This window comes from Methylophilus sp. Q8 (assembly GCF_000800115.1).
Taxonomy (GTDB): Bacteria; Pseudomonadota; Gammaproteobacteria; order Burkholderiales; family Methylophilaceae; genus Methylophilus.
Genome location: NZ_JUHE01000001.1, coordinates 2,424,617 through 2,438,093 on the forward strand (window position 1 = coordinate 2,424,617; position 13,477 = coordinate 2,438,093).

Annotated in this window: 11 protein-coding genes; all 11 read left to right on the top strand. The window is 51.0% G+C overall.

Translation table 11 applies throughout. The features are described from left to right. The first annotated feature begins 197 nt into the window (after positions 1 to 197). The 11 genes from GQ52_RS11505 to GQ52_RS11555 all read left to right on the top strand — a co-directional run bounded on the left by GQ52_RS11505 (position 198) and on the right by GQ52_RS11555 (position 13,383). Entirely contained in the window at positions 198 to 1,385 is a 1,188-nt protein-coding gene (locus GQ52_RS11505) for an O-succinylhomoserine sulfhydrylase (RefSeq protein ID WP_019882428.1), read from the top strand. Between the two features lie 241 nt (positions 1,386 to 1,626). After that, positions 1,627 to 4,206: a DNA gyrase subunit A gene (gene gyrA / locus GQ52_RS11510; protein WP_019882427.1), complete on the top strand. Its 2,580-nt coding sequence runs from the start codon at positions 1,627 to 1,629 to the stop codon at positions 4,204 to 4,206. 8 nt (positions 4,207 to 4,214) lie between these two features. Beyond that, the gene (serC, locus tag GQ52_RS11515; protein ID WP_047517882.1) at positions 4,215 to 5,294 is read left to right on the top strand and encodes a 3-phosphoserine/phosphohydroxythreonine transaminase; all 1,080 of its coding nucleotides are present in this window, start codon (positions 4,215 to 4,217) and stop codon (positions 5,292 to 5,294) included. A 23-nt stretch (positions 5,295 to 5,317) separates the two neighbouring features. After that, complete coding sequence (pheA, locus tag GQ52_RS11520; protein WP_019882425.1) at positions 5,318 to 6,400, top strand: prephenate dehydratase; 1,083 nt, start codon at positions 5,318 to 5,320, stop codon at positions 6,398 to 6,400. A gap of 8 nt (positions 6,401 to 6,408) precedes the next feature. Further along, complete coding sequence (hisC, locus tag GQ52_RS11525) at positions 6,409 to 7,509, top strand: histidinol-phosphate transaminase (RefSeq protein ID WP_047517884.1); 1,101 nt, start codon at positions 6,409 to 6,411, stop codon at positions 7,507 to 7,509. Continuing rightward, on the top strand, positions 7,506 to 8,588 hold the full coding sequence (locus GQ52_RS11530; protein ID WP_019882423.1) for a 3-deoxy-7-phosphoheptulonate synthase: 1,083 nt from the start codon (positions 7,506 to 7,508) through the stop codon (positions 8,586 to 8,588). The genes hisC and GQ52_RS11530 overlap by 4 nt, the downstream gene beginning before the upstream one ends. Before the next feature lie 289 nt (positions 8,589 to 8,877). Continuing rightward, the gene (pqqB, locus tag GQ52_RS11535) at positions 8,878 to 9,819 is read left to right on the top strand and encodes a pyrroloquinoline quinone biosynthesis protein PqqB (protein ID WP_047517886.1); all 942 of its coding nucleotides are present in this window, start codon (positions 8,878 to 8,880) and stop codon (positions 9,817 to 9,819) included. A gap of 9 nt (positions 9,820 to 9,828) precedes the next feature. Beyond that, positions 9,829 to 10,590 carry a pyrroloquinoline-quinone synthase PqqC gene (gene pqqC / locus GQ52_RS11540; protein WP_047517888.1) on the top strand — a complete coding sequence of 254 codons (762 nt, stop codon included), beginning with the start codon at positions 9,829 to 9,831 and terminating at the stop codon, positions 10,588 to 10,590. Positions 10,591 to 10,607: 17 nt separating this feature from the next. Then, on the top strand, positions 10,608 to 10,892 hold the full coding sequence (gene pqqD, locus GQ52_RS11545; protein WP_019882419.1) for a pyrroloquinoline quinone biosynthesis peptide chaperone PqqD: 285 nt from the start codon (positions 10,608 to 10,610) through the stop codon (positions 10,890 to 10,892). A 17-nt stretch (positions 10,893 to 10,909) separates the two neighbouring features. Then, positions 10,910 to 12,091, top strand: coding sequence for a pyrroloquinoline quinone biosynthesis protein PqqE (gene pqqE / locus GQ52_RS11550; RefSeq protein ID WP_019882418.1), 1,182 nt, complete (start codon positions 10,910 to 10,912; stop codon positions 12,089 to 12,091). A gap of 77 nt (positions 12,092 to 12,168) precedes the next feature. Further along, positions 12,169 to 13,383, top strand: coding sequence for a multidrug effflux MFS transporter (locus GQ52_RS11555; RefSeq protein WP_047517890.1), 1,215 nt, complete (start codon positions 12,169 to 12,171; stop codon positions 13,381 to 13,383). Positions 13,384 to 13,477 lie beyond the last annotated feature (94 nt).

Here is a 13,477-nt window from a genome sequence, read left to right on the forward strand (position 1 = left end):
TAATGAAATTGCGCTGATTTGAGTGGCGAACTTTAAACGAAGCCAAACTCAGCTTGCGAGCGCATTATAAATACCGCTAAAGCGAGAGCCCCAAAGACCCGTTTTAGCGCAATGCTGAAACGGGTTTTTTATTGTCCAGAGCGCAAGTCAGAATGCTTGTGCAGGAATGTCCGCACCGGACAGAAGTTTGAGGAATCATGAACGATCAATACCATTTGGAAACGCTGGCAGTGCGTGCTGGCACTTTGACCACCGAGTTTGGCGAAAACTCAGAGGCCCTGTTTTTAAATTCCAGCTTCCGCTTTAAAAATGCAGCGCAAGCGGCAGCGCGATTTGGCGGCACCGAGCCCGGCAATATTTACTCACGCTTTACCAATCCGACAGTCACCATGTTCCAGGATAAACTGGCCGCATTGGAAGGTGCAGAACAGTGTGTGGCAACCTCGAGTGGTATGTCTGCGATTCTCGCCTGCATCATGGGTATTTGTAGTGCAGGTGACCATATTGTGGCATCGCGCAGTATTTTTGGGACAACGGTGCAATTATTCACCAATATCCTCAAGCGTTGGGGTCTGGAAGTGACGCTGGTTTCCCTGACGGATGTGGATGCCTGGCAAGCTGCTGCCAAGCCGAATACCAAGCTGTTTTTTGCTGAAACACCTTCAAACCCGCTGACCGAAGTCGGTGATATTGCCAAGCTGGCGGAGCTTGCGCATGCGGCTGGCGCCTATCTGGCGGTTGATAACTGCTTTTGCACGCCAGCATTGCAACGACCGCTCAAGCTGGGAGCTGATATTGTCATCCATTCTGCCACCAAGTATATCGATGGTCAGGGCAGGGTATTGGGAGGCGCGGTGCTTGGTAGCAAGGCGCTGATTGAGCCGGTATATGCATTTTTGCGCACCGCTGGCGTGACCATGAGTGCCTTTAATGCCTGGGTGTTCGTCAAAGGGCTGGAAACCTTGCAAGTGCGCATGGAAGCGCATGCCGCACGTGCCCTGGCTTTGGCGCAATGGCTGGAGCAACAGCCTGGGGTAGCGCGCGTCTATTACCCCGGCTTGCCATCGCATCCGCAATACGCACTCGCGCAAAAGCAGCAGCGCTTGGGTGGCGGTATTGTGACCTTTGAAGTGAAGCCACGTGCTGGCCAAACAGCACAAGAAGCTGCATGGGCTCTCATTGATGCCACACGCCTGATTTCCATCACCGCCAATTTAGGCGATGCCAAGTCGACGATTACGCATCCTGCTACCACCACGCATAGTCGCGTCAGTGCCGAAGCGCGGGTCGAAGCTGGCATCAAGGATAACCTGGTCCGGATTGCCGTGGGCCTGGAGCATGTTGAAGATTTAAAAGCTGATTTGCAATTGCTGACCCAGTTTTAAATTCATGGCGCCGCGCATTCATTTGCGCGGCTTTCCCAAATTCCTTTTTTAACATCATTCACTGGTGCTGACAGAAATAGTTCGTCAGTGCATCCTCAATGTTGTCCGCGTCTCTGGTTTGCATCATCATCACTCCCTTTCAGTTTTGCCCGATTGGCTTGTCAGCCGCGATTAGGCGCGCCGGATTGCGCTAAATATGCTAAAATCGCGTGATAACTTTTAACTATAAATTGGGTCAAGAATGAGTCAGTCTCCAGATCAATTTGCTAAAGAAACCCTGCCTATCAGCTTAGAAGACGAGATGCGTCGTAGCTATCTCGATTACGCCATGAGCGTGATTGTAGGCCGTGCGCTTCCCGATGTGCGTGATGGTTTAAAACCTGTGCACAGACGCGTGCTGTTTGCCATGCACGAACTGTCCAATGACTACAATAAGCCTTACAAAAAATCCGCCCGTATTGTTGGTGATGTGATCGGTAAGTACCACCCGCATGGTGATACTGCTGTGTATGACACCATCGTCCGTATGGCGCAGGATTTCTCCCTGCGTTACATGCTGGTCGATGGCCAGGGTAACTTCGGTTCGGTTGATGGCGACAATGCAGCGGCGATGCGGTATACCGAAATCCGTATGTCCAAAATTGCCCACGAGCTACTGGCAGATATCGACAAGGAAACCGTCGACTTTGGCCCTAACTACGATGGTAGCGAGCATGAGCCTCTGATTATGCCGGCGCGTATTCCTAACCTGCTGATTAACGGCAGCTCGGGTATTGCGGTGGGTATGGCGACCAATATTCCGCCTCACAACCTGAATGAAGTGCTGAATGCCTGTTTCGCGTTGTTGAAAAATCCTGAAATCACTATTGATGAGTTGATCGAGCTGATTCCGGCACCTGACTTCCCGACTGCGGGTATTATTTATGGCACGGTAGGGGTGAAAGAAGGTTACCGTACTGGCCGTGGCCGTGTGGTGATGCGTGGCCGCACCCACTTTGAAGATTTGGAAAAAGGCGGGCGCCAGTCCATCATTATTGATGAATTGCCCTACCAGGTTAACAAGAAAACGCTGATTGAAAAAATCGCCGAACTGGTTAACGAGAAAAAAATTGAAGGTATCTCTGACCTGCGTGACGAATCTGACAAGTCAGGTATGCGCGTGGTGATTGAGCTGAAGCGTGGCGAAGTGCCAGAGGTGATTCTAAACAACCTCTACAAACAAACGCAGCTGCAAGATACATTCGGTATGAACATGGTGGCGCTGATGGATGGCCAGCCACGCTTGCTCAACCTGAAGCAGATGCTGGAAGCATTCTTGCGCCATCGTCGCGAAGTGGTGACACGTCGCACCGTGTTCGAGTTGCGCAAGGCGCGTGATCGCGGCCATGTGCTGGAAGGCTTGGCGGTGGCACTGGCCAACGTGGACGAGATGATTGCAATCATCAAAGCCGCGCCAACACCGCCAGAAGCGAAAAAAGAGTTGATGGCGCGCAGCTGGAACTCTCCGGTAGTTGAGGAAATGCTCAAACGTGCCGCCATGGAGGCTTCGCGTCCAGAGGGCTTGTCTGTCGATTTTGGCATGACGCCAAAAGGCTATAGATTGTCTGATGTACAAGCGCAGGAAATTCTGCAAATGCGCTTGCAACGCCTGACAGGTCTGGAACAGGACAAGATTGTCAACGAGTACAAAGAAGTGATGGATGTCATCGCCGACTTGCTGGATATTCTGGCCAAGCCAGAGCGCGTGACCGCGATTATTGTCGAAGAACTGAACGAAATCCAGAAACAGTTTGGTGACAAACGTCGTTCCGAGATTGAGCAGAACACGCAAGATTTGTCACTCGAAGACCTGATTACGCCACAAGATGTGGTGGTGACGTTATCACACACCGGCTATGTCAAATCACAGCCGCTGGATGAATACCGCGCACAGCGTCGTGGCGGCCGTGGCAAACAGGCAGCTGCGACTAAAGAAGACGACTTTATCGACAAGATGTTTGTCGCGAATACGCATGACTACATCCTGTGTTTTAGCAGCCGTGGCCGTGTTTACTGGCTAAAAGTTTATGAAGTACCGCAAGGCAGCCGTGTCAGCCGTGGCAAACCGATTGTGAACTTGTTCCCGTTGGAAGAGGGCGAGAAAATCAATGCCATCCTGCCGGTGAAAGAGTTCGACGAGAATCACTACGTATTTATGGCGACAGCCAAGGGCACTGTGAAGAAAACGGCGCTGACGGAATTTGCTAACCCACGTAAGTCCGGCATTATTGCTATTAACCTGGATGAAGGTGATTACCTGATCGGTGCCGAAGTGACCAATGGCCAGAACGACATTGTGCTGGTTTCCAATGGTGGTAAAGCCGTCTGGTTCACGGAAGATGACGTCCGTCCAATGGGCCGCGCAACACGTGGTGTACGCGGCATGAAGCTGGCGGTCAAACAGCAAGTATTGTCCTTGCTGATTGCTGAGAATGACCAACAGTCTGTGTTGGTAGCAACAGAAAATGGTTACGGTAAGCGTACTGTGTTGTCCGAGTTCCGCCATTCTGGTCGCGGCACACAAGGTGTGAAAGCGATTGCCATCAGTGAGCGCAATGGTTTGGCTGTTGCGGCCAGACTAGTGACGGCAGAAGATGAAATTATGCTGATTACCACCGGTGGCGTATTAATCCGTACCCGCGTCAAGGAAATCCGCGATATGGGTCGTGCTGCACAAGGCGTCACCCTGATCAACCTGGGTGAAGGTGAGAAATTGTCAGGTCTGGAGAAGATTGTAGAAACTGACGATGATGGTGTCGAGAGCGACGAGAACGAAGAATAAACACACGCATGAAACAGATCTTTAACTTTTCTGCCGGCCCGGCCGTGCTTCCTAAACCAGTGCTGGAGCGCGCGCAAGCCGAAATGCTTGACTGGCATGGCTCTGGCATGAGTGTGATGGAAATGTCGCATCGCGGCAAGGAATTCACCAGTATCCTGGAAAAAACCGAAGCTGATTTGCGCCAATTGCTGTCCATCCCTGCCAATTACAAAGTCTTGTTTTTGCAGGGTGGCGCAATTGGGGAAAATGCCATCATTCCGATGAATTTGCTTAACGGCAAGTCTGCAGATTACGTGGTGACAGGCTCCTGGAGCAAGCGCAGCGTAGAGGATGCCAAAGCCTACGGTCAGATTAATATCGCCGCCAGTGCTGAAGCCGGTGGCTTTACGACGGTGCCCGCTTTTGCTGACTGGACGCTTAATAAAGACGCGGCCTATGTGCATTACTGCACCAATGAAACGATTAACGGTGTCGAGTTTCTGGATGTCCCTGACACGCATGGCGTGCCGATTGTGGCGGACATGTCCTCACATATCCTGTCACGCCCGATTGATGTTTCCAAATATGGCGTGATTTATGGTGGTGCGCAAAAAAATATCGGCCCGGCAGGTTTATGCCTGGTGATTGTGCGTGAAGATTTGCTGGCGCAAGCCTCTCCGTTAACACCGGCAGTATTCCACTGGAAAACGCAGGCGGATAACCAGAGCATGATTAACACACCGCCGACCTACAGCATTTATATTGCTGGCCTGGTCTTTGAGTGGTTGCTGGCGCAAGGTGGCGTGGAGGCGATTGAGAAAATCAATATTGCCAAGGCTGATTTGTTATACAACTACCTGGATCAAACCGAGTTTTATGACAACAACATCGAGCATGCTTACCGCTCACGCATGAATATTCCATTCCGTTTACGTGAAGAAAGCCTCAATGACGCCTTTTTAAAGGCAGCTGATGCACGTGGCTTGCTGCAATTAAAAGGTCATCGTTCCGTAGGCGGCATGCGGGCCAGCATTTACAATGCCATGCCGATTGAAGGTGTGAAAGCCTTGGTCGAATTCATGCAAGAATTCGAAAAAAGTCATTCATAAATTACATTAAATATTAATTTCAAATGTCTGATTTATTAAAACAATTTAGAGACAAAATTGATGCGATTGATACGCAGATGCTGGCGCTTGTCAATGAGCGCGCAGCGCTTGCACGCGAAATCGGGCACTTGAAAGATGACGGGGTGATTTATCGCCCTGAGCGTGAAGCACAAGTGATTCGCCGCCTGCAGTCGGAGAATCAGGGGCCATTGGCGCCTGAGGCGGTGAGTCATATTTTCCGTGCCGTGATGTCCAATTGTCGCGCACTGGAAAAAGAGCTGTCGATTGCTTTTCTGGGCCCCTTGGGCACTTACAGCGAAGAGGCGGCACTCAAGCAGTTTGGTGAAGGCCGCCAGGCCGTGGTATGCGCGAGCATTGATGAAGTGTTTCGTACCGTAGAAGCGGGTCAGGCCGATTACGGCGTGGTGCCGGTAGAAAACTCTACCGAGGGCGCCGTTGGCATTACACTGGATTTATTGTTGTCCAGTCCGTTACAGGTCATTGGCGAGATCACCTTGCCTGTACATCACTGCCTGTTGTCCGCACAGCAGGATATCCGTCAGATCAGCCATGTATTCTCTCACGCACAATCATTGTCGCAATGCCATGAGTGGCTAAATAAACACCTGCCAAATGCTGCGCGTGAAGCGGTAACCAGCAATGCACGCGCAGCACAAATGATCCACGAGCTGGTAGCGAGTGAAGGCACGTTTGCGGCGGCGATTGCCAGTAAACGTGCGGCCGATTTATTCGATTTGCATATCCTGGCCGAAAATATCGAAGATGACCCGAAAAATACCACGCGCTTCCTGGTGGTGGGTAATCATGCCGTGGCACCTTCCGGCCAGGACAAAACCTCGCTGGTTATGAGCGCACAAAACAAACCTGGCGCGGTATTGCAGTTACTGGAACCATTTTCACGCCATGGCGTGAGCATGACCAAGCTGGAGTCCCGTCCGTCTCGTCAAAATCTATGGAATTACGTGTTTTTCGTCGATATTGAAGGGCACCAGCAGCAACCATCCGTACAGGCAGCGCTCAAAGATCTGGCTGAACGCGCCACATTACTCAAAGTGTTGGGCTCTTACCCAACCGCTATTATTTAATTCAATCTATGTCTTTATCAGAATTAGCGCCTGCCAATATTCGTGCCATTGCGCCATATCAGGGTGGCAAACCTATCAGTGAATTAGCCCGCGAAATGGGGCTCAATGAAGCCGATATCGTCAAGTTAGCCTCTAATGAGAATCCCTTGGGCATGAGTCCAAAGGCACAAATGGCATTAGAAGAAGCCATTTATGAGATTGCCCGTTATCCGGATGGCAATAGCTTTGCCTTGCGCGATGCCGTGAGCCATAAATACGGCGTGCAACCGGCGCAGATTGTATTCGGTAACGGTTCAAACGATATTCTGGAACTGGCCGCACGTGCTTTTCTAAGCGCAGGCGATGAAACGATTTATTCTCAGTATGCTTTTGCGGTGTATCCATTGGTGACGCAAGCCGTGGGTGCCACTGGCGTGGTTGTGCCTGCGGTTGAGTTTGGCCATGACCTGCAAGGTTTTTTAAAGGCGATCACGCCTAAAACCAAGCTGATTTTTGTGGCTAACCCAAACAACCCAACAGGCACATTAATCAGCAAAACAGATTTAAAAGCCTTTCTACAGCAAGTGCCCAAGCACATCCTGGTAGTGCTGGATGAAGCCTACGACGAGTACTTGTCTTCTGTAGACAAATCTGAGGCGATTGGCTGGTTGGCAGAATTTGAAAACCTGATTATTTCGCGTACCTTTTCCAAGGCCTATGGCCTGGCTGGCTTACGCGTGGGTTTTGGCCTGATGCATGCCACCCTGGCTGATTTAATGAACCGCGTGCGCCAGCCATTTAACGTCAATAGCTTGGCGCAGGTGGCTGCCACGGTCTCCTTACAGGATGAAGACTTTGTGGCACGCAGTTATGCTGCCAATCAGGCGGGCATGACACAGATCACACAAGGGCTGGAGCAACTGGGCCTGAGCTATATCCCATCCTACGGCAACTTTGTCAGCTTTAAAGTGACCAATGCCAATGCGGTGAACCAGGCATTGCTCAAACAGGGGGTGATTGTGCGCCCGGTGGCCAATTATGAAATGCCGGATTATTTGCGCGTCAGTATCGGTTTGTTTAGCGAAAATGCCCGCTTTTTAGACGTGCTGGAAAAAATTTTAAAGTCATGACTGTATACGAAAAATTAGCTACCGATGATGTACGGGTGCTGGAGATCAAGCCGCTGGTGAAACCGGCAGAACTATTGTCACGCCTGCAGGAAAGCACGGTCAGCACGCAAAATATCCTGAAGACACGCACTGCGATTCATCATATCTTGCACCAGGGCGATGACCGCCTGCTGGTCATTGTGGGCCCATGCTCCATTCATGACACCGAAGCCGGCATGGAATACGCTAAACGCCTACTGGACGTGCGCACACGCCTGGCAGGTGAGTTGTTGATCGTCATGCGCGTCTATTTCGAGAAACCACGCACCACTGTGGGCTGGAAAGGCCTGATCAACGATCCGCACCTGGATGGCACTTACGACATTAATCTGGGCCTGGAAAAAGCACGCCGTTTCTTGCTGGATGTGAATGAAATTGGCATGCCTGCAGCCACAGAGTTCCTGGATGTGGTGTCGCCACAATACACGGCTGACCTGGTCAGTTGGGGCGCGATTGGCGCACGTACCACCGAATCGCAAATCCACCGTGAACTGGCTTCTGGCTTATCCTGCCCGGTAGGCTTTAAAAATGGCACGGATGGTGGTGCCAAAGTCGCGATAGATGCGATTAAAACCGCTGCGAGCCCGCATCACTTTTTATCCATGACCAAAGAAGGTGAATCCGCCATTTTTGCCACCAGGGGTAACGAAGACTGCCATGTAATTTTGCGTGGCGGTAAAGCGCCTAATTATGATGCGCAAAGTGTGGCGGCGGTGTGTGACCAGTTAGCGGACGCTGGCTTGGCGCCTGTACTGATGGTAGATTGCAGTCATGGCAACAGCCAAAAACAATATAAAAACCAGATCGCGGTGGTAGATGATGTTGCCAGCCAAGTTTCTGCGGGTGATGCGCGCATTATTGGCGTGATGCTGGAATCACATTTGAACGAAGGGCGTCAGGATCATTCGCCAGGTTGCAGCCTGAATTATGGGCAATCGATTACAGACGCCTGCCTGGGCTGGGATGACTCGGTGACTGTATTGGAAACCCTGGCAGCATCGGTCAAAGCGCGTCGCGAAAAACGGGCCGCGGAAGAGTAAGCGATCAGCAGCCAAAATACAGGCCGCGCCAGTGAGCGCGGCTTTTTTATGCCTGTTATGATCCCATTTGACGCCTGCTCATGAAAATCATGAGCAGGGAATCATTGTCTGTTGCAGGCTGTTCATGCAACGCATGCGTATGATGCCAGTCTTACTTAACAGACATTGCAAACGCAGCTTGTACAGGACTTGCAATGAACACATAGTAGTCACAAACAATTGTTGTATGATGAAGTTTGAAACTGTCTTGCAACTCTCATGAACGAATAGAATTGAATAACGAGCGATTATGCATATACACGTATTAGGGGCTGGTGCTGGCGGTGGCTTTCCGCAGTGGAACTGTAACTGTCAAAACTGTGATGGTTTACGCAAAGGCACGATTAAAGCTAAACGCCGCACCCAATCATCGATTTGTGTCTCCAGCAATGGCGTGGACTGGGTGTTGTTTAATGCTTCGCCTGATGTATTGCAACAAATTCAGGAATTTGCGCCGTTGCAACCAGGCCGTGGCATCCGTGATTCCGGCATTCAGGGCATTGTATTGATTGATGCGCAAATCGACCATACCACAGGCCTGTTCATGCTACGTGAAGGTCAGGTCAAACGTGAGATTTATTGCACTAAAATGGTCTATGAAGACCTGACCACCGGTAACCAGATTTTGAATATCCTTGGCCATTACTGCGGCGTTAACCATCATGAAATTGCCATTGATGCCAATGATGTCAGTAACGCGCACAGTTTTGAAATCCCTGGCGTGCCTAACTTGCGTTTCACGGCGGTGGCCTTGAAGAGTGCGGCACCGCCATATTCACCACACCGTAACGACCCACATCCTGGCGACACCATCGGCGTGTTGATTGAAGAAATTTCTACCGGCAAAAAATGCTGGTACTCACCTGGCCTGGCTGAGATTGAGCCACATTTACCGCCTTTGATGAACCAGGCCGATTGCATTATGGTCGATGGCACGTTCTGGACCAACACTGAGATGCTGGACATGAGCCTGATGACCAAAACGGCACGCAGTATCGGCCACAATCCGCAATCCGGGCCGGGCGGCATGATAGAAGAGCTGGATAAGTTTGGTACAGATAAGCCGGTGCGCAAAGTGCTGATTCATATCAACAATACCAACCCGATTTTAAGGGAAGATTCCGCCGAACGTGCGACACTTGATCAACACAAGATTGAGGTAGCGTATGACGGCATGGACATCATTCTATAGGAGAGCAATATGAACGCAGTCAGCAACGACAACTTGCCATGGTCCCGTGAAGAGTTTGAAGCCAAGCTCCGCGAAAAAGGGAAGGGTTACCATATCTACCACCCGATTCATGTGCTGATGTATGAAGGCAAGTTAAGCAAAGAGCAGTTGCAGTGCTGGGTGGCGAATCGCTATTACTACCAGATCATGATCCCGCAAAAAGATGCGGCAGTCATGTCTAACTGCCCGGACAAAGAAGTGCGTAAAGGCTGGATACACCGGATTACTGACCATGATGGCTACGAGGGTTCCGAAGGCGGCATCGAGGCCTGGGTTAAGCTGGGCGAAGCTGTGGGCTTAACTCGCGAGCAGATCACCTCACTGGAGCTGGTTTCGCCAGGCGTGCGTTTTGCGGTGGATGCCTATGTCAACTTTGCCCGCCAGCGCCCCTGGCAGGAAAGCGTTTGCTCCAGCCTGACTGAACTGTTTGCGCCGCACATTCACCAGCAACGCATCAGTTCCTGGCCAGCCATGTATCCCTGGGTCAAAGAAGAAGGCTTTATTTACTTTAAAAAACGCCTGACAGAAGCCAGACGCGACGTAGAGCAAGGCCTGGACATTACCCTGGATTACTTCAGTGTGAGCCGCGATATGCAGCTGCGTGCGCTGGATATCCTGCAATTCAAGCTGGATGTGTTATGGGTAGTGGCCGATGCCATTATGCTGGCCTGCACGCAGATCAAGGTGGAAGACCGCGACTACACCCGCCAACCCGTGATCAAGTTTAGATAAGCGACGAAAGTAATTCTATGGAAAATAACATTCAACATTCAGATATCTACGCCATCGCCTTGCACCATCGTTTTCAATGGGAAGAGGCGCAGCAAAGTTACGTCATCCTGTTTCCTGAGGGCATGGTGAAACTGCATGGGGGCGCCGGTGAAATACTGAAGCGTGTGGATGGTAAAACCACGGTCGGAGAGATTGTTGTTGATTTGAAAACGACCTTTCCCGATGCCGAAGACATTGAGAACGATATTTTAGGCATGTTTGACCTGGCCGTTGGTAAAGCCTGGTTGCGCAAGCTGAATTAATCCGAAACGAGGGCATCATGGCACAGTTAAATAATGGTGTTGCAGCAAGCGTCACACAGAAACAGCCTTTATGGTTGTTGGCTGAGGTCACTTATCGCTGTCCGCTACATTGCGCGTTTTGTTATAACCCGACCGATTATGACAAGCACACCAAAAATGAATTAACGACTGAGCAATGGATCAGCGCCTTGCGTGATGCCCGTAAAATGGGTGCCATCCAGTTGGGGATTTCTGGTGGCGAGCCTTTGTTGCGTGATGATATTGAAGAGATTGTCGCCGAAGCGCATAAATTAGGCTATTACAGCAACCTGATCACCTCAGGTGTCGGCCTGACTGAAAAACGCATCCAGGCGTTTAAAGAAGGCGGCCTGGACCATATCCAGCTCTCCATGCACGATGTCACTGAAGACATCAGTAACTTTATTACCAATACCCGCACTTTCGAGTTGAAGAAAAAAGTCGCAGCCATGATTAAATCGCATGGCTACCCGATGGTGTTGAATGTGGTCATACACCGCTACAACATTGATCAGGTAGGAAAAATCCTGGAAATGGCTGAAGCCTTGGGCGCTGACTATGTCGAGCTGGCCAATACGCAGTATTACGGTTGGAGCTTGGTCAACCGTGACCAATTGATGCCTACCCGCGAACAGTTAGATCGCGCGGAAGCCGCGACCAATGCGTTCAGGGAGCGCGTGGGCAATAAAATGAAGGTATTCTTTGTGGTCCCTGACTACTTTGCTGACCGGCCCAAGAAATGTATGAATGGCTGGGGCGAAGTATTCATGATTGTGACCGCCAATGGCGACGTCTTGCCATGCCATTCGGCACGTGTCTTACCCGGTATGACGTTCCCGAATGTGCGCGAAAATGGCCTGGAATGGGCCTGGAAAGAGTCACCTGCCTTTACCAAATACCGCGGTATGGAGTGGATGAAAGAGCCTTGCCGTAGTTGTGACGAAAAAGAAAATGATCTGGGCGGTTGCCGTTGCCAGTCCTACTTGCTAAGTGGTGATGCTGAAATGGCGGATCCGGTGTGTACTAAATCACCCAATCGCCATTTGATTGATGAAGCGTTGATCAACTCACAAAATCCGTTGGTACGTGAGCAGCCCATCATTTTCAGAACGGACAAAAACTCCAAAAAATATGTCGAAGGTGACAAGGAAAGAATCGAGCAGTTTCACGCCTTGCCTTAAGGCTGCGCATGGCAGACATTGTGGCTTATAATCTTAAAGGTGCCTGAGGGCACCTTTGCTTTTTTACAAGGTTGTTCATGTTGAAATCCCGTTCTTCTACCCTGGTGCTGGTCTTGGCTGGGTTGGCTGCGTTAGCGCCATTTGCAATCGATACCTATCTGCCCGCGTTTCATGTCATGGCCGCTGAGTTTGGTACGGATGAACTGGCGATCCAGCAGAGCCTGACCTTGTATTTGCTACCCTATGCCGTGATGACGCTGTGTCACGGCGCCATTTCAGATGCTATCGGGCGCATCACCACTATTAAATGGGGACTGGCCATTTTCGCGCTAGCGAGCCTGGGCTGTGCATTTGCCCCCAACGTGCAGACCTTGTGGCTGTTCCGCGCCTTGCAAGGCGTGAGTGGCGGGGCGGGCAATACGGTGGCACGCGCCATGGTGCGCGACCTGTTTTCTGGTGCACAAGCACAACGGGTGATGGCAACTGTACAGTTATTATTCGGCATCGCCCCCGCAGTTGCCCCCATTTTAGGCGGCGTATTGCTGGGCATACACTGGCAAGCAATTTTCATTTTCTTATCTGTTTATGCTGCGATTGCGCTATGGATGGCGGTGCGCTACCTGCCGGAAACCATGACGCCGGAGAAACGCATCGTATTCTCGGTGAAAGGGATTATCGCCACCTATGGCAAGATGCTTAAGCATAAGGTGTTTCTTGGTCTCATCGCTTGCCTGGGCTTGAACTTCTCTGCATTTTTTATTTATGTGCTGGCCAGCCCGGTTTTCCTGGTCAAGCATTTGCATTTAAACAGCCAGCAATTCGGCTACCTGTTTATTCCTACGGTGACTGGCATGATGCTGGGCTCATGGATCTCACGCCATACAGCGGGTAAAGTGGCGCCAGCGCGCATTCTGTACTGGGCATTTGCCTGGATGCTATTCATTGCCAGTTGTAATGTGGGTGTGCAATGGTGGGCGAGCACCACCACGCACAGCGACTGGTGGCTGGCCATTTTACCGATTGCCTTGTTTAACGTGGGTATGGCTGCAGCCATGCCTGTGTTATCAATCGCCGCCCTCGATTGCTATCCGACCCTGCGCGGTACTGCCGCCTCGGCGCAGGCATTTATGCAAATGCTGTGCTCTACCGTGAGCTCGGCATTGATTGTCCCCTTGGTGTGGCACTCGACCTTCACATTGGCGACCGCCATGCTGGGGATGACGGTGCTTAGCAGCCTGTTACTGCTGTTGGCACGCAAACCCAAGCCGCCTGCCGCAGCGACTGCCAGTTAAGCGCAAGCCCTGAAATGTGGGGCATTTACCGATTTCATTACATGTTTGATCAAGGACTGCCTGTTTTAATATAAAGCTGTCAATGCCTGCGAGC

Bases quoted from the DNA above. Each gene is read 5' to 3' on its own strand.
- GQ52_RS11555 (WP_047517890.1), top strand. From the start codon at position 12,169: ATGTTGAAATCCCGTTCTTCTACCCTGGTGCTGGTCTTGGCTGGGTTG.
- GQ52_RS11505 (WP_019882428.1), top strand. From the start codon at position 198: ATGAACGATCAATACCATTTGGAAACGCTGGCAGTGCGTGCTGGCACT.
- pqqB (WP_047517886.1), top strand. From the start codon at position 8,878: ATGCATATACACGTATTAGGGGCTGGTGCTGGCGGTGGCTTTCCGCAG.
- GQ52_RS11530 (WP_019882423.1), top strand. From the start codon at position 7,506: ATGACTGTATACGAAAAATTAGCTACCGATGATGTACGGGTGCTGGAG.
- pheA (WP_019882425.1), top strand. From the start codon at position 5,318: ATGTCTGATTTATTAAAACAATTTAGAGACAAAATTGATGCGATTGAT.
- pqqC (WP_047517888.1), top strand. From the start codon at position 9,829: ATGAACGCAGTCAGCAACGACAACTTGCCATGGTCCCGTGAAGAGTTT.
- serC (WP_047517882.1), top strand. From the start codon at position 4,215: ATGAAACAGATCTTTAACTTTTCTGCCGGCCCGGCCGTGCTTCCTAAA.
- gyrA (WP_019882427.1), top strand. From the start codon at position 1,627: ATGAGTCAGTCTCCAGATCAATTTGCTAAAGAAACCCTGCCTATCAGC.
- pqqE (WP_019882418.1), top strand. From the start codon at position 10,910: ATGGCACAGTTAAATAATGGTGTTGCAGCAAGCGTCACACAGAAACAG.
- pqqD (WP_019882419.1), top strand. From the start codon at position 10,608: ATGGAAAATAACATTCAACATTCAGATATCTACGCCATCGCCTTGCAC.
- hisC (WP_047517884.1), top strand. From the start codon at position 6,409: ATGTCTTTATCAGAATTAGCGCCTGCCAATATTCGTGCCATTGCGCCA.